Below are 22,893 nucleotides of genomic sequence, written 5' to 3'. Positions count from 1 at the left end.
AAAACGTCCCACACTTTCCCGAGGGTGTCAGACGCGCGTGGTCTCGCGCGCCTGCATGGCGGGGACGTGGTCGGCGTCCTGGGCCGGTGCGGCCTCGGCCGGGTCGCCGGCGTGGTCGTCGACCATCGTGGCCTCGTCGAACGGGTCGGCGCCGCTGAGCACCCGGTCCATCTGGGCCTTGTCCAGGCCACCGGTCCACTGGCCGATGACGACCGTGGCGACGGAGTTGCCGGCGAAGTTGGTCAGCGCGCGGGCCTCGGACATGAAGCGATCGATACCGACGATGAAGCCGACGCCGTCGACCAGGTCGGGGCGGTGCGAGCTGAGGCCACCGGCGAGGACCGCGATGCCGGCGCCGGTCACGCCGGCCGCACCCTTGGAGGCGATCATCATGAAGATCAGCAGCGAGATCTGCTCGCCGATCGACAGCGGGTCACCCAGGGCCTGGGCGACGAAGAGCGAGGCCATCGTGAGGTAGATCGCGGTGCCGTCGAGGTTGAAGGAGTAGCCCGTCGGGACGACGACGCCGACCGTGGTCTTGTCGACGCCGGCGTGCTCCATCTTGGCGATCAGGCGGGGCAGGGCCGACTCGGAGGAGGAGGTGGCGAGGATCAGGAGGAACTCGCGGCCGAGGTAGCGCAGGAGCGAGAAGACGTTGATGCCGGTCGTCACCTTGAGGATCGTGCCGAGGATGACGAAGACGAAGACGGCGCAGGTGACGTAGAAGCCGATCATCAGCACCGCGAGGCTCTTGAGCGCCTCGAGGCCACCGGCGCCGGCGACGAACGCCATCGCACCGAAGGCGCCGACGGGGGCTGCCCACATGATCATCGCGAGGACCCGGAAGACCAGTCGCTGGACGTGGCCGATGCCGGTGAGGACGGGCTGGCCGGCCTTGCCCATGCGCTGGAGGGCGAAGCCGATGAGCAGCGCGATGAAGAGCGTCTGGAGCACCTCGCCCGACGTGAGGCCGGAGAGCAGCGAGTCGGGCACGATGCCGAGGAGGAAGTCGACCGTGCTCTCCTTGCCCTCTGCGCCCTCGGCTGCCTTGGCCTGGCCGGCGGCGGCGATGTCGTCGGTGAGCGCGAGGCCCTCACCGGGGTGCAGGAAGTTGCCGACGACCATGCCGATCGCGAGGGCGAAGGTCGAGAGGGTGATGAAGTAGCCCAGGGCGAGCCCGCCGAGCTTGCCGATCTTGGCCGCGGAGGCGACGGAGCCGACGCCCAGGACGATCGTGCAGAAGATGATCGGCTGGATCATCATCGTGATCAGGCTGACGAAGCCGGTGCCGAGCGGCTTGAGGGACACCCCGACGTCGGGGAACACCAGGCCGGTCGTGATGCCGGCGACGACGGCGACGATGACGCCGACGTAGAGGTAGTGGCTCTTGTCGCGCTTGGGCTGAGCGGTGTCGGCCTGCGCGATGTCGGGTGTGCTGCTCATGTGTCCTCCAAGGTCTCCCGGGACCAAGCGCCCGGCGCGTGACCACTGTCACGCGACTTGTGACCCCGGTCACCGTTGTGGTCGTTGTGTTCACAGGTCCGTGCGCGGCGGCCCGTGGGGGGCAGTGCGGCACAATGCGCGACGTGGAACGACGCGAGCCCTCGGTCGCGCGCCAGGTGCTGCTGCTGCAGGTGCTGGTCGTGCTGGTGCTCGTCGTCACCTCTCTCGCACTGGCCACCCTCGACGCCCGCCGCGACGCGCGCAGCAACGCCACGGAGCGGGCCGTCGGGGTCGCGAGCACCCTCGCCGACTCCCCCACGCTCGTGGCCGCACTGGCCACGGACACCCCGAGCGCGACCATCCAGCCCTACGCCGAGCGGGTGCGCGCCGACGCCGAGGTCGACTTCATCACCGTGATGTCGCTGGAGCTGATCCGCTACAGCCACCCCGACCCCGAGCAGATCGGCAAGCGCTTCGTCGGCGAGGTGGGCAACGCACGCGAGGGCGAGGTCTTCACCCAGGAGTACGACGGGACGCTCGGCCCCTCCATGCGCGCGGTCGTGCCGGTGCGCGACGCCGGGGGCACCGTGGTCGCGCTCGTCTCGGTCGGCATCACGGTCGCGTCGATCGACCGGTCGCTGCGCGACGACCTGGCGCTGATCGCGGTGTCCGCCCTCCTGGTGCTGCTGGCCGGCCTGCTCGGCGCCTGGTTGGTCAGTCGGCGGCTGAAGCGACAGACGCACGGGATGGGCGAGCGCGAGATGACCCGGATGTACGAGTACTACTCGGCCGTTCTCCACGCCGTGCGCGAGGGACTGCTGCTGCTCGACCACGACGGGCGCGTGCAGCTCGTCAACGACGAGGCACGACGACTGCTCGACCTGCCCGACGACGTGATCGGTCGCCGCTTCGACGACCTCGGTCTCGCACCCGGCCTGGTGTTGGCGGCACAGGGCCTGACGACCCAGTCCGACGACCTCTACCTCGCCGGGGACCGGCTGCTCCTCGTGTCGTCGGCGCCCGCTGCCTGGGAGGGTCGTGCCGTCGGTGCCGTCGTGACGCTGCGCGACCACACCGAGCTGCGCGCGGTCACCGGTGAGCTCGACGTCGTGCGCGGGCTCACCGAGTCGCTGCGCTCGCAGACCCACGAGGCCGCCAACCGGCTGCACACGATCGTGTCCCTGATCGAGATGGGCCGGGCCGAGGAGGCGGTCGACTTCGCGACCGAGGAGCTCCAGATCGCCCAGCTGCTGACCGACCGGGTGGTCGGGGCGGTCGGCGACCCGGTCGTGGCTGCGCTGCTCCTCGGCAAGACCTCCGAGGCGGTCGAGCGCGGCATCGACCTGACCATCACCGGCGAGCTGCCCGAGGGCGTCGAGGTGCCCGCGCGTGACCTCGTCACCGTGCTCGGCAACCTGGTCGACAACGCCTTCGACGCGGTCGTCGAGCAGCCCGTGCGGCGGGTCGGGGTGCGGCTCGAGGTGGCCGGGGACGCCGTACGCATCGTGGTCGGTGACAGCGGTCCGGGACTCTCGGAGGAGGACGCGGCGCGTGCGCTCGAGCGCGGGTGGTCGACCAAGGCGTCCGCCGGTGACCCCGGTGGCCTCGGCGCCGGTCGCGGGGTCGGGCTGGCGCTGGTCGGCCAGGTGGCCAAGAGCCACGGTGGCGCGGTCAGCGTGGGACGCTCCGACCTCGGTGGCGCGGAGTTCGCCGTGACCCTGCGGGCCGCTCGAGTGGTGTCGTCGTGACGACCCGGGTGCTGATCGTCGAGGACGAGGCGCTCGCTGCTGAGGCGCACGCGGTCTACGTGGGACGGATCGACGGCTTCGAGGTCGCCGGCACCGCCCGCTCGGCCGGCGAGGCGGCGCGCTTCCTGTCCGCCGACCGCTCGGTCGACCTGGTCCTGCTCGACATGCACCTGCCCGACGGGCACGGCCTCGGCCTGCTCCAGCGCCTCCGCGCGGCCGGGCACCTGTGCGACGTGATCGCGGTGACCTCGGCGCGCGACACCGACGTCGTCCGGCACGCCGTCGCGCAGGGCGTCGTCCTCTACCTGCTCAAGCCCTTCACGTTCGCGACGTTCAAGGCCAAGCTCGAGCAGTACGCCGCCTATCGCGACCACCTCGCCTCCGCCGACGCCGAGATCGTCCAGGACGAGGTCGACCGGATGTTCGGCTCGCTGCGACCCGTCGCCGGCGGGGCGCTGCCCAAGGGGATGAGCGCCGAGACGATGCGCCAGGTGACGGCAGCGCTGCGTGACGGGGACGCCCCCCTGTCGGCGAGCGAGGTCGCCGGTGTGGTCGGGGCGTCCCGCGTCACCGTGCGGCGCTACCTCGAGCACCTCGCCGACACCGGCTCCGCCGAGCGGCGACCGCGCTACGGCTCCTCCGGGCGACCTGAGATGGAGTACCGCTGGGGCTAGGCGGCCCGTTCGGCCGGCCCCGGCTCAGGCGAGGTCGAGACCGGGGTAGAGCGGGTGCTTGTCGAGCATCTCGGCCGAGGCGTCCTTGACCTTGTCGGCCAGGCCCTCGGGCAGCGTGTAGGACGCCTTGGAGGGGCCACCGGCCTTGGTGGTGCCTGCCTCGGCGTTCTGCAGGACGTGCACGATCAGCTCGGCGACGTTGTCGAACTCGTCGTGGCCGAAGCCGCGGGTGGTGAGCGCGGGGGTGCCGAGGCGGATGCCGGAGGTGTACCAGGCGCCGTTGGCGTCGGCCGGCACGGAGTTGCGGTTGGTGACGATGCCGGCGTCGAGCAGGGCCGACTCCGCCTGGCGACCGGTGAGGCCGAAGCCGGAGACGTCGACGAGCACGAGGTGGTTGTCGGTGCCGTCGGTGACGAGCTTGGCGCCGCGCTGCATGAAGCCCTCGGCGAGCGACTTGGCGTTGTCGGCAACCTGCTGCGCGTAGGTCTTGAAGGAGTCCTGGCGCGCCTCGGCGAAGGCCACGGCCTTGGCGGCCATGACGTGCGAGAGCGGGCCGCCGAGCACCATCGGGCACCCGCGGTCGACCGAGGAGGCGTACTCCTCGGTCGCCAGCACGATGCCGCCGCGCGGACCACGCAGGCTCTTGTGCGTGGTGGAGGTTACGATGTGGGCGTGCGGGACGGGGTCCTCATCGCCGGTGAAGACCTTGCCGGCCACCAGGCCCGCGAAGTGGGCCATGTCGACCATCAAGGTGGCGCCGACCTCGTCGGCGATCTCGCGCATCTTGGCGAAGTCGACTCGGCGCGGGTAGGCGGAGTAGCCGGCGACCAGGATCAGCGGCTTGAACTCACGGGCCTTGGCGGCGACCTTGTCGTAGTCGAGCAGTCCGGTGACCGGGTCCGTGCCGTATTGCTGCTGGTGGAACATCTTGCCGCTGATGTTGGGGCGGAAGCCGTGCGTCAGGTGACCGCCGGCGTCGAGGCTCATGCCGAGCAGACGCTGGTTGCCGAGCTCGTGGCGCAGCGTCTCCCAGTCGACGTCGGTCAGCTCGTTGACGTTCTTGGCACCGAGCTTCTCCAGCGCCGGGCTCTCGACGCGGTGCGCCAGGATCGACCAGAAGGCGACCAGGTTGGCGTCGATGCCCGAGTGCGGCTGGACGTAGGCGTACTCCGCGCCGAAGAGCTCGCGGGCGTGCTCGGCGGCGAGCGACTCGACGGTGTCGACGTTCTGGCAGCCGGCGTAGAAGCGGTGACCGACCGTGCCCTCGGCGTATTTGTCGCTGAACCAGGTGCCCATCGTCAGCAGGACCGCGGGCGAGGCGTAGTTCTCGCTGGCGATCAGCTTGAGCGAGCTGCGCTGGTCGGCCAGCTCCTGTCGCGTCGCCTCGGCGATGCGGGGCTCCACCGAGGCGATGACCTCGAGGGCTTGGGAGTAGGCGCTGCTGGTGAGGGCGGTGAGGTCGGCCATGGCGGCAAGACTACTGCTGCGGGGGCGGGACCCGACGATCGTCCTCGGACGTTGGACCAGCGGGCCGCCCGAGATGTGACGTGCGACGCACCGGCCGCGGAGCCAGGCGGGATAGCGCCGCCAGGTGTCTCGCATTTTGGACAGACCATCCACATCATGGGATTTCACCTTGTGGGCAGCACGTCCGAACCGTGAGACTCCTTGACATGATCAGCGCCGAGACGCATGCCTACCTCGTGGTACGTCGCCACGTGGACTTCGGGCGTACGCGCAGCGCGATGTGTTGGCCTCGCTGAACCACGTCGCCCCCCGACCAGCTGCCCGCGCCGTACGCCGCGCGAAGCCCCAGCGAAGGACACGTCCCCCTCATGCCCGATCTGCGCTTCCAGTCCCAGCCTCCCGCCCACACCGAGATCCCGCGCCCCAAGCGCGCCGAGGGTCAGTGGTCCCTGGGCTACACCGAGCCGCTGAACAAGAACGAGCAGTCCAAGAAGGACGACGACCCGCTCAACGTCCGCGCGCGCATCATCAACATCTACTCCAAGCGCGGCTTCGCCTCGATCGACCCCGCTGACCTGCGCGGCCGCTTCCGTTGGATGGGCCTCTACACGCAGCGCGCCCCGGGCTTCGACGGCGGCAAGACCGCGACGGTCCCCGAGGAGGAACTCGACGCCGAGTTCTTCATGCTGCGCGTCCGCTCCGACGGCCGGCTGCTCTCGCACGACGCCGTGCGCGCGCTGGGTCGGATCGGCGTCGACTTCGCGCGCGACACCGCCGACGTCACCGACCGCGAGAACATCCAGTACCACTGGATCCGCGTCGAGGACGTCCCCGAGATCTGGGACCGGCTCGACGCCGCCGGGCTGAGCAGCCTCGAGGCCTGCGGCGACTCCCCGCGCCCGTTCCTCGGCTCACCCGTCGCCGGCGTGGCCGAGGACGAGATCATCGACGGCTCCTCGGCGCTCGACGAGATCTTCCAGCGCTACATCGGCGATCCGGCCTTCTCCAACTTCCCCCGCAAGTTCAAGACCGCGCTGACCGGACACCCCAGCCACGACGTCGCGCCGGAGTGCAACGACATCGCCTTCGTCGCCACCGTGCACCCCGAGCACGGTCCCGGCTTCGACTGCTGGGTCGGCGGCGGGCTGTCGACGAACCCGATGTTCGCCAAGAAGATGGGCGTCTGGATCCCCCTCGACGAGGTCGCCGACGTCTGGGCGGCCGTCGCCTCGGTGTTCCGCGACTACGGCTACCGCCGGCTGCGCTCCCGGGCGCGCCTGAAGTTCCTCGTGGCCGACTGGGGCGTCGAGAAGTTCCGCGAGGTCGTGGAGAAGGAGTACCTCGGCCGCAAGCTCGTCTCCTGCGACTCCCCGCCCTCGCCGGTCGGTCACCGCGACCACATCGGCGTGCACCCCCAGAAGGACGGCAAGTCCTACATCGGCATCGCCCCGACCGCGGGCCGCGTCTCGGGCACCCTGCTGGTCCAGCTCGCCGACCTGATCGAGGAGTACGGCGTCGCGGGCGCCCGCCTGACGCCGTACCAGAAGATCGTGCTGATCGGCGTGGACCAGGACAAGGTCGAGCCGCTCGTGGCCCGCCTGGACGAGATCGGCCTGTCGGCCCGTCCGTCGCAGTGGCGTCGCAACACCATGGCCTGCACCGGCATCGAGTTCTGCAAGCTGGCGATCGTCGACACCAAGGAGCGCGCCCGCGCGCTGGTGGGCGAGCTCGAGAAGCGCTTTCCCGACCTCGACACCCCGATCACCATCAACGTCAACGGCTGCCCCAACTCCTGCGCGCGCACCCAGGTCGCCGACATCGGCCTCAAGGGTCAGCTCGTGCTGCACGACGGCGAACAGGTCGAGGGCTTCCAGGTGCACCTCGGCGGCGCCACCGGTCTCGATGCCAACTTCGGCCGCAAGCTGCGCGCCCACAAGGTGACCAGCGCCGGGCTGGACGACTACGTCACGACCGTCGTCACCCACTACCTCGCCGAGCGCACCGAGGGCGAGCGCTTCGCGACGTGGGTCGCCCGCGCCGACGAGGAATTGCTGCGCGGCGACAAGGCGTTGAGCACGACATGAGCAACGAGCGCGCTGTGCCCTTCCACTGCCCCTACTGCGCAGACGACAACCTGTGGCCCCACGAGGCCACGGACGCGTCGGTCAAGGGCGCGTGGGAGTGCCGGTCGTGCCAGCGCGCCTTCACCGTGACGATGCTCGGGATGCTGCGACGGGAGGTCCAGGCATGACGACCGCGACCACCGCCGCCGCTCGCGCGCACCGCGGGATCGAGACCGCCGGCCGCTCCCCCGAGGAGCTGCGCGAGCTCGTGTCCCACTGGGGCGCCGAGCTCGAGCTCGCACCGGCCGAGGACATCATCGAGTGGGCGGCCGCGACCTTCGGCGACCGCTTCTGCATCACCTCCTCGATGGGGGACGCGGTGCTCGCGCACCTCGCCGCCAAGGTCGTGCCGGGCGTGGACGTCGTCTTCCTCGACACCGGCTACCACTTCGTCGAGACCATCGGCACCCGTGACGCCGTCGAGGCGACGCTCGACGTCAACCTCCTGACCATCACGCCGGTCCAGTCGGTCGCCGAGCAGGACGCGGCCCACGGCAAGGACCTCTACAAGACCGACCCCGACCTGTGCTGCAAGCTGCGCAAGGTGCAGCCGCTGGCCGAGTCGCTGTCCCACTACGACGCCTGGGCGACCGGTCTGCGCCGCGCGGAGACCCACAACCGGGTCATCGCCCCGGTCATCGGCTGGGACGCCAAGAAGGGCAAGGTCAAGGTCTCTCCCCTGGCGCGCTGGAGCGACGAGCAGGTCGATCACTACATCGCCGAGAACGGCGTACTGGTCAACCCGCTGGTCTACGACGGCTACCCGTCGATCGGCTGCGCGCCGTGCACCCGACGCGTCGCCCCCGGTGAGGACCCGCGCAGCGGGCGCTGGGCCGGCACCACCAAGACCGAGTGCGGGATCCACTCATGATCACTCCCCGGTCCCACGTCTGTTCCACCGTACGACCCCTTTCCGACAGCGTCGTCGGCTCCACGCATTTGTCGTTCACGAGAGGAGGCCGCGCTGATGGCTGCTCCTGCACTGGTGGCTCTGGCTCACGGAAGTCGTGACCCGCGGTCGGCCAAGACCATCACCGCCCTCGTCCAGGAGGTCAAGGCCATGCGGCCCGACCTGCGCGTCGAGAAGGCCTACCTGGATGTGTCCAAGCCGGACTTCCAGACGGTCATCGACCGTCTGGTGAAGGCGGGCTACGACGAGGTCGTCGTCGTGCCCCTGCACCTCACCGACGTCTTCCAGACCGGCGCCGACGTGGCCGCCGCCGTGTCCACCGCGACCGAGCGGCACCCGGGGCTCCAGGTGCGGGTCACCGCGATCCTCGGCCTGGAGGCCTGCTTCCTCGAGGTCCTCGACGAGCGTCTGCGCGAGGCCCTGCGCGCCTCCCGCGTGCGAGAGCTCGATGCCCTGGTGCTCGCTGCCGCCGGGTCGACCGACCCGCTGGCCAACCAGGCCGTCGCGCGCCTCGCCCGGCTCTGGGGCACTCACCACAAGCTCCCGGTCACCGCGGCCTACGCCTCCAGCGCGCCCCCGGCCACCGGCGAGGCAGTGCGGGCCTTCCGCGCCGAGGGCCGCCGCCACATCGCGGTCGCCTCGCTCTTCCTCTCCCCCGGCTTCCTCGCCGACCGGGCCGCCGAGCTCGCCGTCGAGGCCGGCGCCGTGGCTGTCTCAGCACCGCTCGGCGCTCACCCGGAGGTGGCCCGCACGATCCTGGCGCGCTACGCCGTCGGCGCCGTGGAGCTCGTGCCCGTCTGATCGATCGCCGAGTCGGCGCGATGTTGCATCGATCCGCTGCACTGTTGCGCCGACTCGGCGTCGTCCCTGCACCGTCGACTCGGCTCGGCTTGCGGTCGTGTGCCGGAGACAGCGCTCGAGCACGCTCGGCGGCACACGACTCCACCATGGTGCCCGGGTCGTGGAGACGTCTGCCGAGTCGTGGGTCCCAGGCGGCGCCCTGACGCCGCCTCAGGCACACGACCCGGGCCACCCGTCTCCCGGGTCTGATCGATCGTCGAGTCGGCGTGATGGTGCAGCGTGCGGGCAGCAACACTGCGCCGACTCGGCGTCGTAGCTGCCACATTGCGCCGACTCGCGCCCTCCGGCGCACCATTGCGCCGACTCGGCTAACCGACGAGCTGGTGGAGCAGGCGCTCGAGCTGGCGGGACGGGTCGGTGGTGACACCGCCGTGCACCGGACCGGGCTGGAGCACGGTGCTGCGGGGCGCCTTGACGAAGCCGAAGCGCTGGGTCGTCGGCTTGCCGGCGACGACGCCGGCGCGCACCCGGCCGGCGCAGACCGCGTCGACGAAGTCGAGGGCCTCGCAGACCTGGGCGACGTCGACCTGCGGGTCGAAGGCGCGCAGCCGGTCGGCGTCCACGTGCCACGCGGCGGCCAGGAAGTCGGTGGCGTGGCAGTAGAGCACCACGCCGACGTTGACGAACTCCTCGCGCTCGACGCGCGGGACGCAACGCAGCACGACGTACTGGTAGGCCAGGCGCTCGGTCATCAGCCGGCCAGCTTCGGCAGCCACTGGCGCGTCTGGAGGCGCGCGGTGAGGAACTCGACGTACGACGCCCGTAGCGCCGCGCTGTCGGCGACGCCCGGTGTGGCGGCGGGATCGAGCCAGGCGTCGGGCACCTGGGCCACGACCTCGGTCAGCAGCGCGGGCGTGACCAGCGCGGAGAGCCGCTCGTCGACGACTCCGAGGCCCTGGACGCGGTCGAGCAGCACGTGGTCGGAGGAGTCCCACGGCTGGACGGCGAAGCGGGCCGGGTCGGTGACGCCGCCGGCCCAGGCGTGGTGGAAGTAGAGCGCGGCTCCGTGGTCGATGACCCACAGGTCACCGTGCCAGCGCAGCAGGTTGGGGTTGCGCCAGCTGCGGTCGACGTTGGCGCAGAAGGCGTCCAGCCACAGCACCGTCGCGGCCACCTCTCCCCCGGTCGGCACGTCGCCGTCCCAGCCGAAGGACCCGGGCAGGAAGTCGACGCCCAGGTTGAGGCCGGGGCTGGCGTTGAGGAGGTCCTGCACCTCCTCGTCCGCCTCGTAGCGCGCGATGTCGGGGTCGAGCTCGAGCGCCACGAGTCGCGGGGTGTCCAGGCCGATCCGACGCGCCAGCTCGCCCACGATCACCTCGGCCACCAGCACCCGGACGCCCTGGCCCGCGCCACGAAACTTGCAGACGTAGGTGCCGAGGTCGTCGGCCTCGACGACGCCGGGCAGGCTGCCGCCCTCGCGCAGCGGGGTGATGTAGCGGGTGACGGAGACGGTCTCGATCACGCGACCGGACCCTGGTCGTCCAGCCGTCGGCGCTGCTCGGCCACGTCGAAGTCGGCGACCGGCCACTGCGGGTCGAGCCCGTGCAGGGTGTCGCGCAGCAGCTGACCCACAGCCAGGTTGCGGAACCACTTCTTGTCCGACGGCACGACGTGCCACGGGGCGTGGTCGGTGTGGGTGCGCTCGAGCGCGACCTCGTAGGCCTCCTGGTAGGCCGGCCACTCGGCACGCTCGTCGATGTCGCCCGGGTTGAACTTCCAGTGCTTGCTCGGGTCGTCGAGGCGCGCGAGGAGGCGCTTCTGCTGCTCGTCGGCGGAGATGTGCAGCATGCACTTGAGGATCGTCACGCCCGCCTCGGTGAGCTCCCGCTCGAAGTCGTTGATGGCGCCGTAGCGACGCTCGATCTCCTCGGGCGGGGCCAGCGAGCGCACGCGGGCGATCAGCACGTCCTCGTAGTGGGAGCGGTCGAAGACCCCGACGTAGCCGGCGCCGGGCACGGCGTTGCGGATGCGCCAGAGGAAGTCGTGGGCACGCTCCTCCTCGGTGGGTGCCTTGAACGAGGTGATCCGCACGCCCTGCGGGTCGAAGAGCCCGACGGCCGAGCGCACCACACCGCCCTTGCCGGAGGTGTCCATGCCCTGGAGGACCAGCAGCACCCGTCGCGTGCCACCGCTCTTGCCCTCGGCGTAGAGCCGCTCCTGCAGCTCGGCCAGCTCGGGCCCGAGATCGATGAGAGCCTGCTGGCCGTCGGTCTTGGAGCCGTCGAAGCCGGGGGCCGCATCGGTCTCGATCGCGGTGAGGTCGACCGGTCCGGACGGACCGGTCGCCAGGAGGAGGGGGTGCGCGCTCACGGACGTCATCGTGCCGCACCGCTCGCCGGGGTGACCGGAGGCTGGCTCGACCAGGGGAAGTCGATCCAGCGCTCGGTGCGCCGCCAGACGTAGGCCGGGTGGACGACGGTCCACGGCTTCTCGTAGATCACGGCCTCCCGCGCCTCGGCGACGTGGTCGGCGCAGAAGTCGCGGACGATCTCGAGGGTCTTGCCGGTGTCGGCGACGTCGTCGGCGATCAACACCTTGAGTCCGGACAGGTCGACGGCGGCCGGGGTCGGGGGCAGCATGATCGGCACGTCGAGGCGGGTGTCGACGCCGGTGTAGAACTCGACGTTGACCGCCGAGAGGTTCTTGACGCCCAACGCGTAGCCCAGGCCCATGCCGAGCCCGAGACCACCACGGGCGATGGAGAGGATCAGGTCCGGCTCGAAGCCGTCGTCGGCGACCTGCTGGGCCAGCTCACGCACCGCGGTGCCGAACAGCTCGTAGGTCAGGATCTCGCGCTCGTCAGCCACGAGGCGATTGTGGCATCTCGGAGTCGGGGTCAGGCGCCGGGAGCCTCGGGCCCCTCGCGGTCGGCCGAGCGCAGCTCGTCGCGGACCACGGAGAAGGCCATGCCGGAGCCGTAGCCCTTGCGCGCGAGCATCCCGACGAGGCGACGCGTCGCCGTCTGGTCGTCGACCCGGGACAGGGTGCGCAGCTTCTTGCGGACCAGCAGGCGCGCGGCGTGCTCCTCGTCGGCGGGGTCGATCTCGTCGAGCGCCTCCCGAGCGACCTCGTCGTCGATGCCCTTGCGGCGCAGCTCCTGCGCCAGGGCGCGGCGGGCCAGGCCCTTGCCGGGCTGGCGGCTGCCGATCCAGAGGCGGGCGAACGCCTCGTCGTCGATCAGCCCGACCTCCTCGAAGCGGTCGAGGAGGCGGGTCGCGACGTCGTCGGGGACCAACTTCTTGGCGAGCTTGGCCTGGAGCTCGCCGCGGGTGCGGGGCTGGCCGGTCAGCTGGTCGAGCAGGATCTTGCGGGCGACCGACTCGGGGTCGGCGTGCGGGACCTGCGTCGCCTCGTCCTCGGGGGGCGGGGTGGCCCGGCTCGACGGGCGGCGACCCGTGCGGCGACCGCCGGACGAGCGCCGGGAGGTCCCCCGCCGGGTCTCGTCGCCCGCCTCCGGCTCCGACGCCGTCGAGCGCCGAGTCCAGGCGTCGACCCCGAGTGAGACGTCGCCCGCCCACGCGGGGGCCGGGCGGTCCTCGTGCAGCGACATCGATCCTCCTGGTGGGTGCCGAGTGGTTTCGAGGCTCAGGCCTGGCGGCCTTCGCACCTCAACCACCGTGAGCCGGTGGTTGAGGTGCGAGCGAAGCGAGCCTCGAGACCACGCTCGCCTCGGTGACTCAGAAGGAGTCGACGCCGATCGGCTCGTCGCTGAGCGCGTCTGCGGGAGCGTCGACGGTGGGGCCGATGCCGAGCTTCTCGAGGATGCGCTTCTCGAGCTCGTTGGCGAGGTCGGGGTTGTCGTGCAGGAAGGTGCGCGCGTTCTCCTTGCCCTGGCCGAGCTGGTCGCCCTCGTAGGTGTACCAAGCGCCGGCCTTGCGGACCAGGCCCGCCTCGACACCGACGTCGATCAGGCCACCCTCGCGGCTGATGCCCTTGCCGTACATGATGTCGAACTCGGCCTGCTTGAACGGCGGGGCCACCTTGTTCTTGACGACCTTGACGCGGGTGCGGTTGCCGACCATGTCGGTGCCGTCCTTGAGCGTCTCGATGCGGCGCACGTCGAGGCGGACCGAGGCGTAGAACTTCAGCGCCTTGCCACCGGTGGTGGTCTCGGGCGAGCCGAACATGACGCCGATCTTCTCGCGGAGCTGGTTGATGAAGATCATCGTGGTGTTGGAGTTGTTGAGCGCACCGGTCATCTTGCGCAGCGCCTGGCTCATCAGACGGGCCTGGAGGCCGACGTGGCTGTCGCCCATCTCGCCCTCGATCTCGGCGCGGGGCACGAGCGCGGCCACGGAGTCGATGACGATCAGGTCGAGCGCGCCGGAGCGGATCAGCATGTCGGCGATCTCGAGGGCCTGCTCACCGGAGTCGGGCTGCGAGACCAGCAGGGCGTCGGTGTCGACGCCGAGCGCCTTGGCGTAGTCGGGGTCGAGCGCGTGCTCGGCGTCGATGAACGCCACGATGCCGCCGGCGCGCTGGGCGTTGGCCACGGCGTGCAGGGCGACGGTCGTCTTGCCGGAGGACTCCGGACCGTAGATCTCGACCACGCGACCGCGCGGGAGGCCGCCGAGGCCGAGCGCGATGTCGAGGGAGATCGAGCCGGTCGGGATGACCTCGAGGGGGGCGCGGGTCTCGTCGCCCAGGCGCATGACCGAGCCCTTGCCGAACTGCTTCTCGATGTTGAGCAGCGCGGCGTCGAGGGCCTTGTCGCGGGGATCTCCAGCCATGGTGTGTCCGTCCTTCGTGTCTGTGGAGTGCGTGGGGTGTGGGTCCGTGTCGTCTGGGAAGGACGCTAGACCCGACCACCGACAGTGCTCCGGCCCTGGCTGCTGACCTGTGGAGAACGCCCCGGCCGATGGTGACCTGCGCCTGCTTGCACGGCAGAATCTACCCCGAACACCTGTTCGACCCAGGACCTGGGGCGGCGTGTCGCCGAGGAGGTCCAGGAGCGGGGCTCAGGCCGGCAGCACCACGAGGAAGCGACAGCCCGAGCCGGGCTCCGGGTCGGCGACGTTCTCGACCGAGACGTTGCCGCGGTGGGCCTCGACGATCCCCTTGACGATCGCCAGCCCGAGGCCGGCCCGGGAGGTGTGCACATCGGTCAGGTCGGGGGTGCGCGCCGCGCCGCCCTGCCAGGCGACGTCGAAGACCCGGGCCCGGTCGTCCTCGGCGATGCCGCCGCAGCCGTCGGTGACGCTGAGCTCGACGCCGCCCTCGATCGCGCGGGCGCTGATCTCGACGAGCCCGTCGGCGGGCGTGTGGCGGATGCCGTTCATGATCAGGTTGGCCAGGACCCGGGAGAGGCCACCGGGGTCGGCGGTGATCTCGAGACCGTCCTCGACGCTGCCGCCGAGGCGGACCCCCCGGGCACGCGCGACCGGATCGGCGCCGGCGATCGCCTCGCTGATCAGGTCACCGACCGGCACCCGCTCGGGCGAGAGGGGGAGCACGCCGGCGTGGATGCGGGAGAGCTCGAAGAGGTCGTCGACCATGCGCACCATCCGGTCGACCTCGGCGCGGATCTGACGGTGGTAGCGCTGCGGGTCCGGAGCCATCCCGTCCTCGAGCGCCTCGGTCATGGCGCGCATCCCGGCCAGCGGCGTGCGCAGGTCGTGGGAGACCCAGGAGACCAGCTCGCGGCGGGCCTCCTCCAGCCGCGTCTCGCGGGCACGGGACTCCGCCAGCCGCCGGGTCGCGGAGGCGAGCTCGACCGAGAGGGCCTGGAGCTCGCGCGGCCCGCGGCGCCTGGGGTCGGGAACGTCGGAGGCGGGCACTCGGGCACCCACCCGTCGTACGTCCTCGCGGAAGCCCTGCGACCACGTCACGATCGCCATGCTCAGCGTCACCGCCACCAGCAGCGACACGACGCCGGCCGTGGCGGTGACGATCGTGATGACCTCGAAGTCGTGGTCGGAGATGAACATCTTGCGGGCGACGGCCAGCACACCGGCGAGGACGGCCAGCACGGCGGTGACGGCCACCAGGGCGAACTGCAGGCGCAAGGAGCGGTGCCGCAGCAGCCACCCCACCGCGAGCCCGAACGCACCGACGGCGACCGCCCAGGTGGCGGCGGTGAGGACGATCTGGGCCTGGTCGTTCACGAGGCGGCCTCCCAGCGGTAGCCCACGCCCCAGACGGTCACGAGCCGCGTGGGGTGCGTCGGGTCGACCTCGACCTTCTCCCGCAGGCGACGGACGTGGACGGTGACGGTCGACTGGTCCCCGATCGACCAGCCCCACACCCGCTGCAGGAGGTCGTCGCGGGAGAACGCGGTGCCGGGGTGGGCGACCAGGAAGCGCAGCAGGTCCAGCTCGCGCCCGGTCAACGACAGGGGTACGCCGTCGCGGGTGGCCTCTCGGCGGGTGTGGTCGACCACGAGGTCGCCGTCGCTGACGACGGCGGGCAGCTCGGTGGCTCCCCCGCCGGTGCGACGGAGGACCGAGTCGACGCGCAGCACCAGCTCACGGGGGCTGAAGGGCTTGGTGACGTAGTCGTCGGCGCCGTGCTCGAGACCGACCACGCGGTCCTGCTCGCTGCCGAGCGCGGTGAGCATGATGACCGGCACGGCGCTGGAGAGACGCAGCCGGCGACAGACCTCGATCCCGTCCATGCCCGGCATCATCAGGTCGAGCACGACCAGGTCGGCGGGCTGCTCGCGCATCGCGGCCAGCGCGCTCTCGCCGTCACCGGCCTCGCGGACGTCGTGCTCGGCGGCGCGCAGGTAGGACACGACGACCTCGCGCACGGTCTCGTCGTCGTCGACCACCAGCACCTGCGCCATCACTCCTCCTCGGGTCCCGCGACCGGGACGGCCCGCCGTGAGCGTAGGAGGGATGCCGCCACGACCACCACCGCGACCAGCGCGGCGAGCACCAGCCAGCCGGTGACGTAGGGGCGGTCGACCAGCGTCGGGTTGTCCGGGCGCGCACCGAACCGACCCAGGACCGGGACCGCCAGGAGCGTGAGGCTGCCGAGCACCACGACCCCGAGCGCGACCGGCGCGCGCCACGCCGCCGGCAGCAGGCGCGAGCCGAGGCCCATCACCACGAGCACGACCGGCACGAGCACGAAGTCGTGGAGCACGACGCCGGCGCCGAGCCACACCAGGGTCGCCACGTTGCCGTCGGTGTCCTGCCGGCTGAGCAGCAGCCAGGCGCCGTACGCCCCGAGGAGCACGCCCACGACGACCAGCAGCACGCGCGTCATGCGGGCACCTCGATGGTGGAGACCCACTTGGTCTGGAGCACGCCGGGACGGTTGGGCGCGATCAGGCGGCAGGGGTAGCCGTGGTCGATGGACAGCGGCTCCCCGTCGAGCTGGAGCGCGAGCAGGGTGCGGTCGTCGTCGGCGAAGTTGCCCTGGAGCAGCGAGTCGCGGAAGGCACCCTCCCGCTGGAGCGAGCCGATGCCGACGTCGCTGTCACGCGGGGCGTCGACCAGGTCGAGCAGGTCGCGCAGGCGCACCCCGGTCCAGGTGCCGTTGGCGCTCCACCCCTCGACGCAGGCGATCGGCAGGGTCTCGGTGCGCTGCGTCATGGCCATCAGGTCGTCGCGGGTGAGGGTGACGGCGTTGTCGCCGTGCACCACGCTCAGGGAGTACGACGAGCTCGTCGCGGTCGCTGTGACGTCCGCGGCGGCTGCCGACTTGTTGATCGGGATGCCACCGGGGCCGTCGCCGGAGCGCACGCCGAAGATCGACAGGTCCCGGAGCGCGGGGACGGTGCTGCCGGCCGTGGTGAGGACGGCCATTCCCCCGGCCACCCACGTGGTGGTGAGGAGGCCGCGGCGGGAGACCCCGCTGTCACGCGTGGCTGAGGGGTTGTCGTGCGTGGTGTCGTCGACGTGGCCTCGCAGCGCGTCGCGGATGATCGGCAGCTTGACCGCGATGTGCACGACCAGCGCGCCGATCGCGACCCACGCGACGGCGTAGTGAGTGCGCCGGTAGGAGAACTCCCAGGGATACCACTGGGCGACGTTGAGGGTGCCGCTGACGAGCAGGAAGATGCCGGCGGAGACCAGGAGCCCGGTGTTGATGCGCTCGAGGACCTCGACGACGACACGGCGCACGTTGCGCGGCGGGCGCTCGAAGAACTTCGGGTAGACCGTCCAGAGCTTGACCAGCAGCAGCGGGATCGCGGCGGTGCCGGTGATGACGTGCAGGCCCTGCGTGACGCGGTAGCCCCACGACGGCGAGGTCGGGAACGGGATGGGCTGCGAGACGTTCTGCGCGTAGTGGCTGATCAGTCCGGTCAGGAAGGCGACGCCGAAGCACACGCCGAGCCAGACCCCCACGCGTGCCGCCACGGCCGGGCTGTGCAGCCGCGACGTGAAGCTCTCGGGGGTGGGCGCCTTGAGGGCGGTGGTCACAGGGCCTCCTGGAGTGTGCCGAACCAGCGGTCGGCATGGCTCCCGAGAGCACGGACGGACATCCCGGCGTCGGCGGCCAGGGCGTGGATGCCGTCGACGCCGACGACCGACCACCGGAAGGGGCGGCTCCGGGCGTCGCCGCACTCGAGCGAGGCCCAGCTGGTCGTCGTCGGCACCCCGGGGGGCGCCAGCTCGACCACGATGCGACCGCGGGGGTCGAGGAGCTGACGGGCACGGCTGATCAGCCGGAGCGGGTCTCCGCCGATCCCGACGTTGCCGTCGGCCAGCAGCGCGGTGCGCCACCGCCCCTCGCCCGGGATGGCGTCGTAGACGTCGCGCTGCAGCGCCGAGACGCCCCTCGCGAGGGTCTGCTCGACGGCTTCCTGCACGACGTCGATGCCGAGCACGACGTGGCCGAGGTCGGCGAGCGCGGCGGCCAGCCGACCGGGGCCGCAGCCGATGTCGATGGTGGCGCCGTCGCACAGCGCGAGGAGGGCGTGGTCGGCTGCATCGGCACCGCGGACCCAGTCGCCCACCGGCAGGGGGGCCGGCATCGCGTGCAGCCCGACCACGTGGCACGGGGCTCCGCGCAGGGCCTGGGCGAAGACGGTCGAGAAGGACTCCAGCTGCGTCACGAGGTCACCCCGGCCGAGACCCAGGCACGGGCGAAACGGGTGTCCGGGGCCAGCGCCGCCACCGTGTCGGCATCGGCGACGGTGTCGACGTCCTGCAGGGCGACGGTGGTGCCCACCGTCAGCCCGGAGGCGCGCAGCGCGGCCAGCGTGTCGTCGTACGTCGTCGGGGTGGACATCTCCACCCCGGCGAGCGACGCCGCGGCGTCGGGGGCGCGGCGGACCAGCACCCACCAGCCGCCGTCGAGCGCCGGGCCCAGGACCGCGTCGTCGTCGCCGAGGGCGTCGGCGGCGGCACGCAGGTCGTCGGCGGTCGCGTGGGGGGTGTCCATCCCGATCTGCACGACGACCCCGGGGCCGGCGTCGAGGTGGGCGTTGACGAGTCGCTCGGCGAAGCCGTCGCCGCGCTGCGGGGTGACGGTCCAGCCGGTGAGGGCGGCGCGCAGCTCGTCGGAGCGGACGGCGTCCGCGAGGTCGCCGTCGAGCGCGAGGTGGCAGTGCTCGGTCGCCGCGGAGCTCGCGGCGAGCGTGTCGAGCAGGGCGGCGGCGGCCAGGTCTGCCGCGCGCTCGAGGCCGACGTCGGCCCCGAGGCGGGTCTTGACGCGGCCCGCGACGGGAGCCTTGGCGAGGACGAGGACCTTCACCGGTCGAGCACCTTCCAGAAGTCCCGGGCCGCACGGACGGTGCCGACGAGGGATCCGGAGACCTTCGACCGTGTGCCCTCCGCCCGGGGGTGGTAGGTCACGTCACGCTCGACGAACCGCCAACCGGCGCGGGTCGCCTTCTGCAACAGCTCGACCGGGTACCCGAAACGGCGGTCCTCCACACCCAGGTCCAGCAGCGCCTGGCGGCGGCAGACCCGCATGGGCGCGATGTCGTGGGCGTCCATGCCGATCCGGCGGCGCAGCCAGGCGGCGATGACCGCGTTGCCGGCGCGCGCGTGCCAGGGCCAGACGCCGCGCGAGACCGGACGACGACGACCGACGGCGATGTCGGCGCGCCCGTCGGTGACGTCGGCGAGCATGGGCAGCAGCTCGGCGGGGTCGAAGGAGCCGTCGCCGTCCATGAAGGCGACGTAGTCGTGGGTCGCGGCCAGCACCCCGGCGTGGACCGCCGAGCCGTAGCCGGGCCGCTCCTCGCGGATCACGGTGGCGCCGAGGCGCTCGGCCACGGCCGCCGTGTCGTCGCTCGAGCCGTTGTCGACGACGATGACGGCGAAGTCCTGCGGCACCTGCGGGAGAAGCCCGATGAGGGCCAACGCCTCGTCACGGCAGGGGAGGATGAGGTCGCAGGTGGGCACTCTCCAACGGTAGGGGGCCGAGCCTGACGACCGGGGACACCAGGGCTTACGAAGGTGTGACGCCGGGTCACACCGTGCGGTCTCGGCCGGGTGGCGTCCGTAGGCTCTGCCCCATGTCGACCACCTCCCCCACGTCGACCGCGTCGACCGCGTCGACTGGATCGGCGCCGGCACGCTCCCGGGTGGCCTGGGTCGGCCTCGTCGTCACCCTGCTGCTGATGGCCGCCGCTGTCCTGGTCCCCCTGCTCGGTGGCTGGGACGTCGCCTCCCGCCGTGACGACCTGGACCTCCCTCCCCTGCACGGCTACTGGATGCCGCAGCTCCTCGGCCCCGGCACGATCCCGGCCCTCCTGATCGCCTTGCTGGGCTGGCGGTTCGGACCCGACCTCGCCCAGCGGCTGCCGTGGCGCCGGCTGCTGCTGGCGTCGTACGCCGTGGGGCTGGGGTGGCTGCTCGCCCTCGCGCTGGTCGACGGCGAGTCCGGAGTCTCGCGGGTGCTGGGCAACCCCTACGAATACCTCGAGACCGCGCGAGCGACGAACGACGTCGGCCAGATGCTCGGTGAGTACGTCGACCGCATCCCGATGGACTCCCCCGACAACTGGGTGACCCACGTGGCCGGTCACCCGCCCGGCGCGCTGCTCTTCTTCATCGGTCTGGTCCGCGTCGGGCTCGGCGGCGACCTCGCGGCCGGTCTCGTGGTGACCGCGATCGCCGCGTCGACCGCCCTCGCGGTGATGGTGACGCTGCGGGTCCTCGGCGCCGAGGCCCACGCCCGCACCGCCGCGCCCTTCCTCGTGCTGACCCCCGCCGCGGTCTTCATGGCGGTCTCCGCCGACGCGCTCTTCGCCGCCGTCGCCGCGTGGGGGCTGGCCGCGCTGGCACTGGCCGCGACGTCGACGTCCACGTCACGCGGACGGATGGTCGCGTGGTCGGTGGTCGCCGGGCTGCTCCTGGGTTGCTGCGTGATGCTGTCCTACGGCCTGCCGCTGCTCGGGGTGCTGGCGCTCGCGGTGCTGCTGGTGGCCCGGTCGTGGTGGCCGTTGCCGATCGCCGCGGTCAGCGCGCTCGCCGTGGTGCTGGCCTTCGCCGTCGGCGGCTTCGCGTGGTGGGAGGCCTATCCCGTGCTGACCGACCGCTACTGGGACGGCATCGCGAGCGACCGGCCGGCGTCGTACTGGATGTGGGGCAACCTCGCCGCCCTCGCCTTCTCGGCCGGTCCGCTGCTGGGCGCCGGGCTGGCCGTCCTCCTGACGTCGTGGCGGCGCACGGAGCGCACGATCCTGCTCCTGGCGGGCGCGGGCTTCCTCACGATCCTCCTCGCCGACGTCTCCCAGATGAGCAAGTCGGAGGTGGAGCGGATCTGGCTGCCCTTCATCCCGTGGATGACGTTGTCGCTGGTGCTGCTGCCGGCCGGCTGGCGGCGCTGGGGGCTGGCGCTCCAGCTGGTCGCGGCGCTGCTGCTGCAGCACCTGCTCTACACGTCCTGGTGAGCGACCTCAGGCGCGCAGGGGCGCGGTGGCGAAGTCCCGGAGCCCCTCGGCCGGTGTCACCTCGGCGCTGAAGCCGAGCTCGGCTCGGGCCAGCTCCGGCGAGGCGACGATGTGCCGGACGTCGCCGAGGCGGTAGCCGCCGGTGACCTCGGGGGCGATGTCGCGGCCGGTGCCGGTGGCCACCAGCTCGGCGACCTCCCGGATCGAGATCGGGCTGCCGCTGCAGACGTTGTAGGCCGCGAAGGTGCCGTCGGGCTCGTCGACGACGGCGCGCAGCGCGAGCACGTTGGCGCGCGCGACGTCGGCGACGTGCACGAAGTCGCGCATCTGCCCGCCGTCCTCGAAGACCCTGGGCGCCTCGCCCCGCTCCAGCGAGGAGCGGAACATCGCGGCGACACCGCTGTAGGGGGTGTCGCGCGGCATGCCCGGGCCGTAGACGTTGTGATATCTCAGCGCGACGGCCGACGCGCCGGCCTGGCGGACCCACGCGGAGGTGTAGTGCTCCTGGGCGAGCTTGCTGGCGGCGTAGGTGCTGCGCGGGTCGAGGCGAGCGTCCTCGTCGACGGTCTCCCAGCCGAGCGCGCGGTCGCAGGTCGGGCAGTGGTTGTCGAAGTCCCCGGCGTCGAGTGCCTCGAGGCGGCGCGGCGGCGGCACCTGCGCGCCGTGCTCGGAGCAGGCGTAGCGGCCCTCGCCGTAGACCACCATCGAGGACGCGACGACCAGCCGGCCGACACCGGCCTCGTGCATGGCGGCGAGGAGGGCGGCGTTGCCGAGGTCGTTGTGGGAGGCGTACGCCGGCAGGTCGGACACCTTCACACCGGCGCCGACGAGCGCAGCCTGGTGGCACACGGCGTCGACGCCGTCGAGGATCCCCTCCCACGACTCGGCGTCACGCACGTCGAGCTGGTGGGTGCCCTCGGGCGCGTGGGCGCTGCCGTGGGCCTGCTCGAGCATCAGGTCGACGCGCACGACCTCGTCGCCGGCGTCCTCGAGCTGCTGGGCGATCGCGCCGCCGATGAACCCGGCCGAGCCGGTGACGAGGACCTTCACCGCACGGGAGCTGGGACGTCGTAGGTGAGCTCGATGCCGTCGGCCCAGGTGGCGCAGCTGCAGCCGGTCGGGTCCGGCAGGGTGTCGATCGCGCGCGTCAGCAGGCCGGTGAGCCGCTCGAGGTTGGCCTTGAAGAGCGCGAAGACGGCCTCCTGACCGACGCCCTCCCCCGTCTCGGCGCCGGCGTCCATGTCGGTGACCAGCGCGATCGCGGCGTAGCAGAGCTGCATCTCGCGGGCGAGCGCCGCCTCGGGCGCACCGGTCATGTTGATCAGGTCCCAGCCCTGGGCGGCGTAGTGCTGCGACTCGGCGCGCGTGGAGAAGCGCGGACCCTCGATGACGACCATGGTGCCGCCGGCCTTGATGGTCGGGTCGGCGTCGGCCACGGCGGCGGAGACGCCCGCGCAGTAGGGGTCGGCGAAGGGCAGGTGGACCGCGCCGGACTCGACGTAGCTGCCGGTGCGCGTCAGCGTGCGGTCGACCAGCTGGTCGGGGACCATCACGTCCCCGGGAGCGACGGTGTCGCGCAGGCCGCCGACGGCGCAGGGTGCGAGCACCTGGCGCACCCCGAGCGAGCGGAGCGCCCAGAGGTTGGCGCGGTAGTTGATCAGGTGGGGCGGGAAGTCGTGGTGCTGGCCGTGCCGCGGCAGGAACGCGACCTGTCGGCCCGCGACGGTGCCGACGGCGATCGGCGCGCTCGGCGCGCCGTACGGCGTCTCCACGACGTGCTCCGTGGGGTCCTCGATGAACGAGTAGAAACCGGTCCCGCCGATGACGGCGACCTCAGCGACAGCAGGCATCGGGCCAGCATAGGGACACGCTG

Annotated in this window: 23 protein-coding genes and 1 pseudogene; 7 read left to right on the top strand and 17 right to left on the bottom strand. The window is 71.9% G+C overall.

The features are described 5' to 3' along the window. Positions 1–27: 27 nt before the first annotated feature. Positions 28–1,443 (bottom strand): cation:dicarboxylase symporter family transporter, encoded by a 1,416-nt coding sequence (locus AAG827_RS11915; RefSeq protein ID WP_341926214.1) that lies wholly within the window; start codon positions 1,441–1,443, stop codon positions 28–30. A gap of 143 nt (positions 1,444–1,586) precedes the next feature. Here AAG827_RS11915 and AAG827_RS11910 point away from each other — a divergent pair, with 143 nt between their 5' ends. Together AAG827_RS11910 and AAG827_RS11905 are read left to right on the top strand one after the other, a co-directional pair. Continuing rightward, positions 1,587–3,191 (top strand): sensor histidine kinase, encoded by a 1,605-nt coding sequence (locus AAG827_RS11910; protein ID WP_341926212.1) that lies wholly within the window; start codon positions 1,587–1,589, stop codon positions 3,189–3,191. Continuing rightward, on the top strand, positions 3,188–3,865 hold the full coding sequence (locus tag AAG827_RS11905; RefSeq protein ID WP_341926211.1) for a response regulator: 678 nt from the start codon (positions 3,188–3,190) through the stop codon (positions 3,863–3,865). Before AAG827_RS11910 ends, AAG827_RS11905 begins: the two co-directional genes overlap by 4 nt. Positions 3,866–3,889: 24 nt before the next feature. On the opposite strand, the gene AAG827_RS11900 is transcribed toward AAG827_RS11905, so the two are convergent. After that, the gene (locus AAG827_RS11900; protein WP_341926209.1) at positions 3,890–5,332 is read right to left on the bottom strand and encodes a glycine hydroxymethyltransferase; all 1,443 of its coding nucleotides are present in this window, start codon (positions 5,330–5,332) and stop codon (positions 3,890–3,892) included. Between the two features lie 368 nt (positions 5,333–5,700). Here AAG827_RS11900 and AAG827_RS11895 point away from each other — a divergent pair, with 368 nt between their 5' ends. The 4 genes from AAG827_RS11895 to AAG827_RS11880 all read left to right on the top strand — a co-directional run bounded on the left by AAG827_RS11895 (position 5,701) and on the right by AAG827_RS11880 (position 9,166). After that, positions 5,701–7,416 carry a nitrite/sulfite reductase gene (locus tag AAG827_RS11895; protein ID WP_341926208.1) on the top strand — a complete coding sequence of 572 codons (1,716 nt, stop codon included), beginning with the start codon at positions 5,701–5,703 and terminating at the stop codon, positions 7,414–7,416. Beyond that, positions 7,413–7,583 carry a hypothetical protein gene (locus tag AAG827_RS11890; RefSeq protein WP_341926207.1) on the top strand — a complete coding sequence of 57 codons (171 nt, stop codon included), beginning with the start codon at positions 7,413–7,415 and terminating at the stop codon, positions 7,581–7,583. Before AAG827_RS11895 ends, AAG827_RS11890 begins: the two co-directional genes overlap by 4 nt. After that, positions 7,580–8,326, top strand: a complete 747-nt coding sequence (locus AAG827_RS11885) for a phosphoadenylyl-sulfate reductase (RefSeq protein ID WP_341926205.1) — start codon at positions 7,580–7,582, stop codon at positions 8,324–8,326. Before AAG827_RS11890 ends, AAG827_RS11885 begins: the two co-directional genes overlap by 4 nt. Positions 8,327–8,422: 96 nt before the next feature. Beyond that, positions 8,423–9,166: a sirohydrochlorin chelatase gene (locus AAG827_RS11880; protein ID WP_341926204.1), complete on the top strand. Its 744-nt coding sequence runs from the start codon at positions 8,423–8,425 to the stop codon at positions 9,164–9,166. A 368-nt stretch (positions 9,167–9,534) separates the two neighbouring features. Here the strand turns inward: AAG827_RS11880 and AAG827_RS11875 are convergent, their stop codons facing one another. From AAG827_RS11875 to AAG827_RS11815, 13 genes and pseudogenes are all read right to left on the bottom strand, one after another. Beyond that, positions 9,535–9,918 carry a DUF3037 domain-containing protein gene (locus AAG827_RS11875; RefSeq protein WP_341926202.1) on the bottom strand — a complete coding sequence of 128 codons (384 nt, stop codon included), beginning with the start codon at positions 9,916–9,918 and terminating at the stop codon, positions 9,535–9,537. Beyond that, entirely contained in the window at positions 9,918–10,688 is a 771-nt protein-coding gene (locus tag AAG827_RS11870; RefSeq protein ID WP_341926200.1) for a HipA family kinase, read from the bottom strand. Before AAG827_RS11870 ends, AAG827_RS11875 begins: the two co-directional genes overlap by 1 nt. Then, positions 10,685–11,536: a polyphosphate kinase 2 family protein gene (locus tag AAG827_RS11865; RefSeq protein WP_341926199.1), complete on the bottom strand. Its 852-nt coding sequence runs from the start codon at positions 11,534–11,536 to the stop codon at positions 10,685–10,687. Before AAG827_RS11865 ends, AAG827_RS11870 begins: the two co-directional genes overlap by 4 nt. A 5-nt stretch (positions 11,537–11,541) precedes the next feature. Next, positions 11,542–12,033 (bottom strand): phosphoribosyltransferase family protein, encoded by a 492-nt coding sequence (locus AAG827_RS11860; RefSeq protein WP_341926198.1) that lies wholly within the window; start codon positions 12,031–12,033, stop codon positions 11,542–11,544. A gap of 29 nt (positions 12,034–12,062) precedes the next feature. Further along, entirely contained in the window at positions 12,063–12,776 is a 714-nt protein-coding gene (locus AAG827_RS11855; RefSeq protein WP_341926197.1) for a regulatory protein RecX, read from the bottom strand. 127 nt (positions 12,777–12,903) lie between these two features. Then, complete coding sequence (gene recA / locus AAG827_RS11850) at positions 12,904–13,956, bottom strand: recombinase RecA (protein WP_341926196.1); 1,053 nt, start codon at positions 13,954–13,956, stop codon at positions 12,904–12,906. Positions 13,957–14,184: 228 nt separating this feature from the next. Continuing rightward, positions 14,185–15,330 carry a HAMP domain-containing sensor histidine kinase gene (locus tag AAG827_RS11845; RefSeq protein WP_341926193.1) on the bottom strand — a complete coding sequence of 382 codons (1,146 nt, stop codon included), beginning with the start codon at positions 15,328–15,330 and terminating at the stop codon, positions 14,185–14,187. After that, positions 15,327–16,010: a response regulator transcription factor gene (locus AAG827_RS11840; RefSeq protein WP_341926192.1), complete on the bottom strand. Its 684-nt coding sequence runs from the start codon at positions 16,008–16,010 to the stop codon at positions 15,327–15,329. The genes AAG827_RS11845 and AAG827_RS11840 overlap by 4 nt, the downstream gene beginning before the upstream one ends. Next, positions 16,010–16,435 (bottom strand): hypothetical protein, encoded by a 426-nt coding sequence (locus tag AAG827_RS11835; protein WP_341926191.1) that lies wholly within the window; start codon positions 16,433–16,435, stop codon positions 16,010–16,012. The genes AAG827_RS11840 and AAG827_RS11835 overlap by 1 nt, the downstream gene beginning before the upstream one ends. Continuing rightward, the gene (locus tag AAG827_RS11830) at positions 16,432–17,898 is read right to left on the bottom strand and encodes a molybdopterin-dependent oxidoreductase (protein ID WP_341926190.1); all 1,467 of its coding nucleotides are present in this window, start codon (positions 17,896–17,898) and stop codon (positions 16,432–16,434) included. Before AAG827_RS11830 ends, AAG827_RS11835 begins: the two co-directional genes overlap by 4 nt. After that, positions 17,805–18,149 (bottom strand): annotated as a pseudogene (locus AAG827_RS11825) (methyltransferase domain-containing protein); the annotation flags it as partial. The pseudogene AAG827_RS11825 and the gene AAG827_RS11830, both read right to left, overlap by 94 nt. A 77-nt stretch (positions 18,150–18,226) precedes the next feature. Beyond that, a complete protein-coding gene (locus AAG827_RS11820; protein WP_341926189.1) occupies positions 18,227–18,871 on the bottom strand; it encodes a DUF2064 domain-containing protein in 645 nt (214 codons plus the stop codon). Then, positions 18,868–19,527, bottom strand: coding sequence for a glycosyltransferase family 2 protein (locus AAG827_RS11815; RefSeq protein WP_341926188.1), 660 nt, complete (start codon positions 19,525–19,527; stop codon positions 18,868–18,870). Before AAG827_RS11815 ends, AAG827_RS11820 begins: the two co-directional genes overlap by 4 nt. Before the next feature lie 113 nt (positions 19,528–19,640). On the opposite strand from AAG827_RS11815, the gene AAG827_RS11810 reads away from it, so the two are divergent. Beyond that, on the top strand, positions 19,641–21,020 hold the full coding sequence (locus tag AAG827_RS11810) for a hypothetical protein (RefSeq protein WP_341926186.1): 1,380 nt from the start codon (positions 19,641–19,643) through the stop codon (positions 21,018–21,020). Between the two features lie 6 nt (positions 21,021–21,026). Here the strand turns inward: AAG827_RS11810 and AAG827_RS11805 are convergent, their stop codons facing one another. Then, positions 21,027–22,070, bottom strand: a complete 1,044-nt coding sequence (locus AAG827_RS11805) for an NAD-dependent epimerase/dehydratase family protein (RefSeq protein ID WP_341926185.1) — start codon at positions 22,068–22,070, stop codon at positions 21,027–21,029. Next, entirely contained in the window at positions 22,067–22,870 is an 804-nt protein-coding gene (locus tag AAG827_RS11800; protein ID WP_341926184.1) for an S-methyl-5'-thioadenosine phosphorylase, read from the bottom strand. The genes AAG827_RS11805 and AAG827_RS11800 overlap by 4 nt, the downstream gene beginning before the upstream one ends. Positions 22,871–22,893: the final 23 nt, after the last annotated feature.

It is taken from the genome of Nocardioides psychrotolerans (assembly GCF_943371775.1).
GTDB lineage: Bacteria > Actinomycetota > Actinomycetes > Propionibacteriales > Nocardioidaceae > Nocardioides > Nocardioides psychrotolerans_A.
The sequence above is the reverse complement of the archived record's forward strand: the minus strand, read 5'-3'. Positions and strand labels throughout refer to the sequence as shown.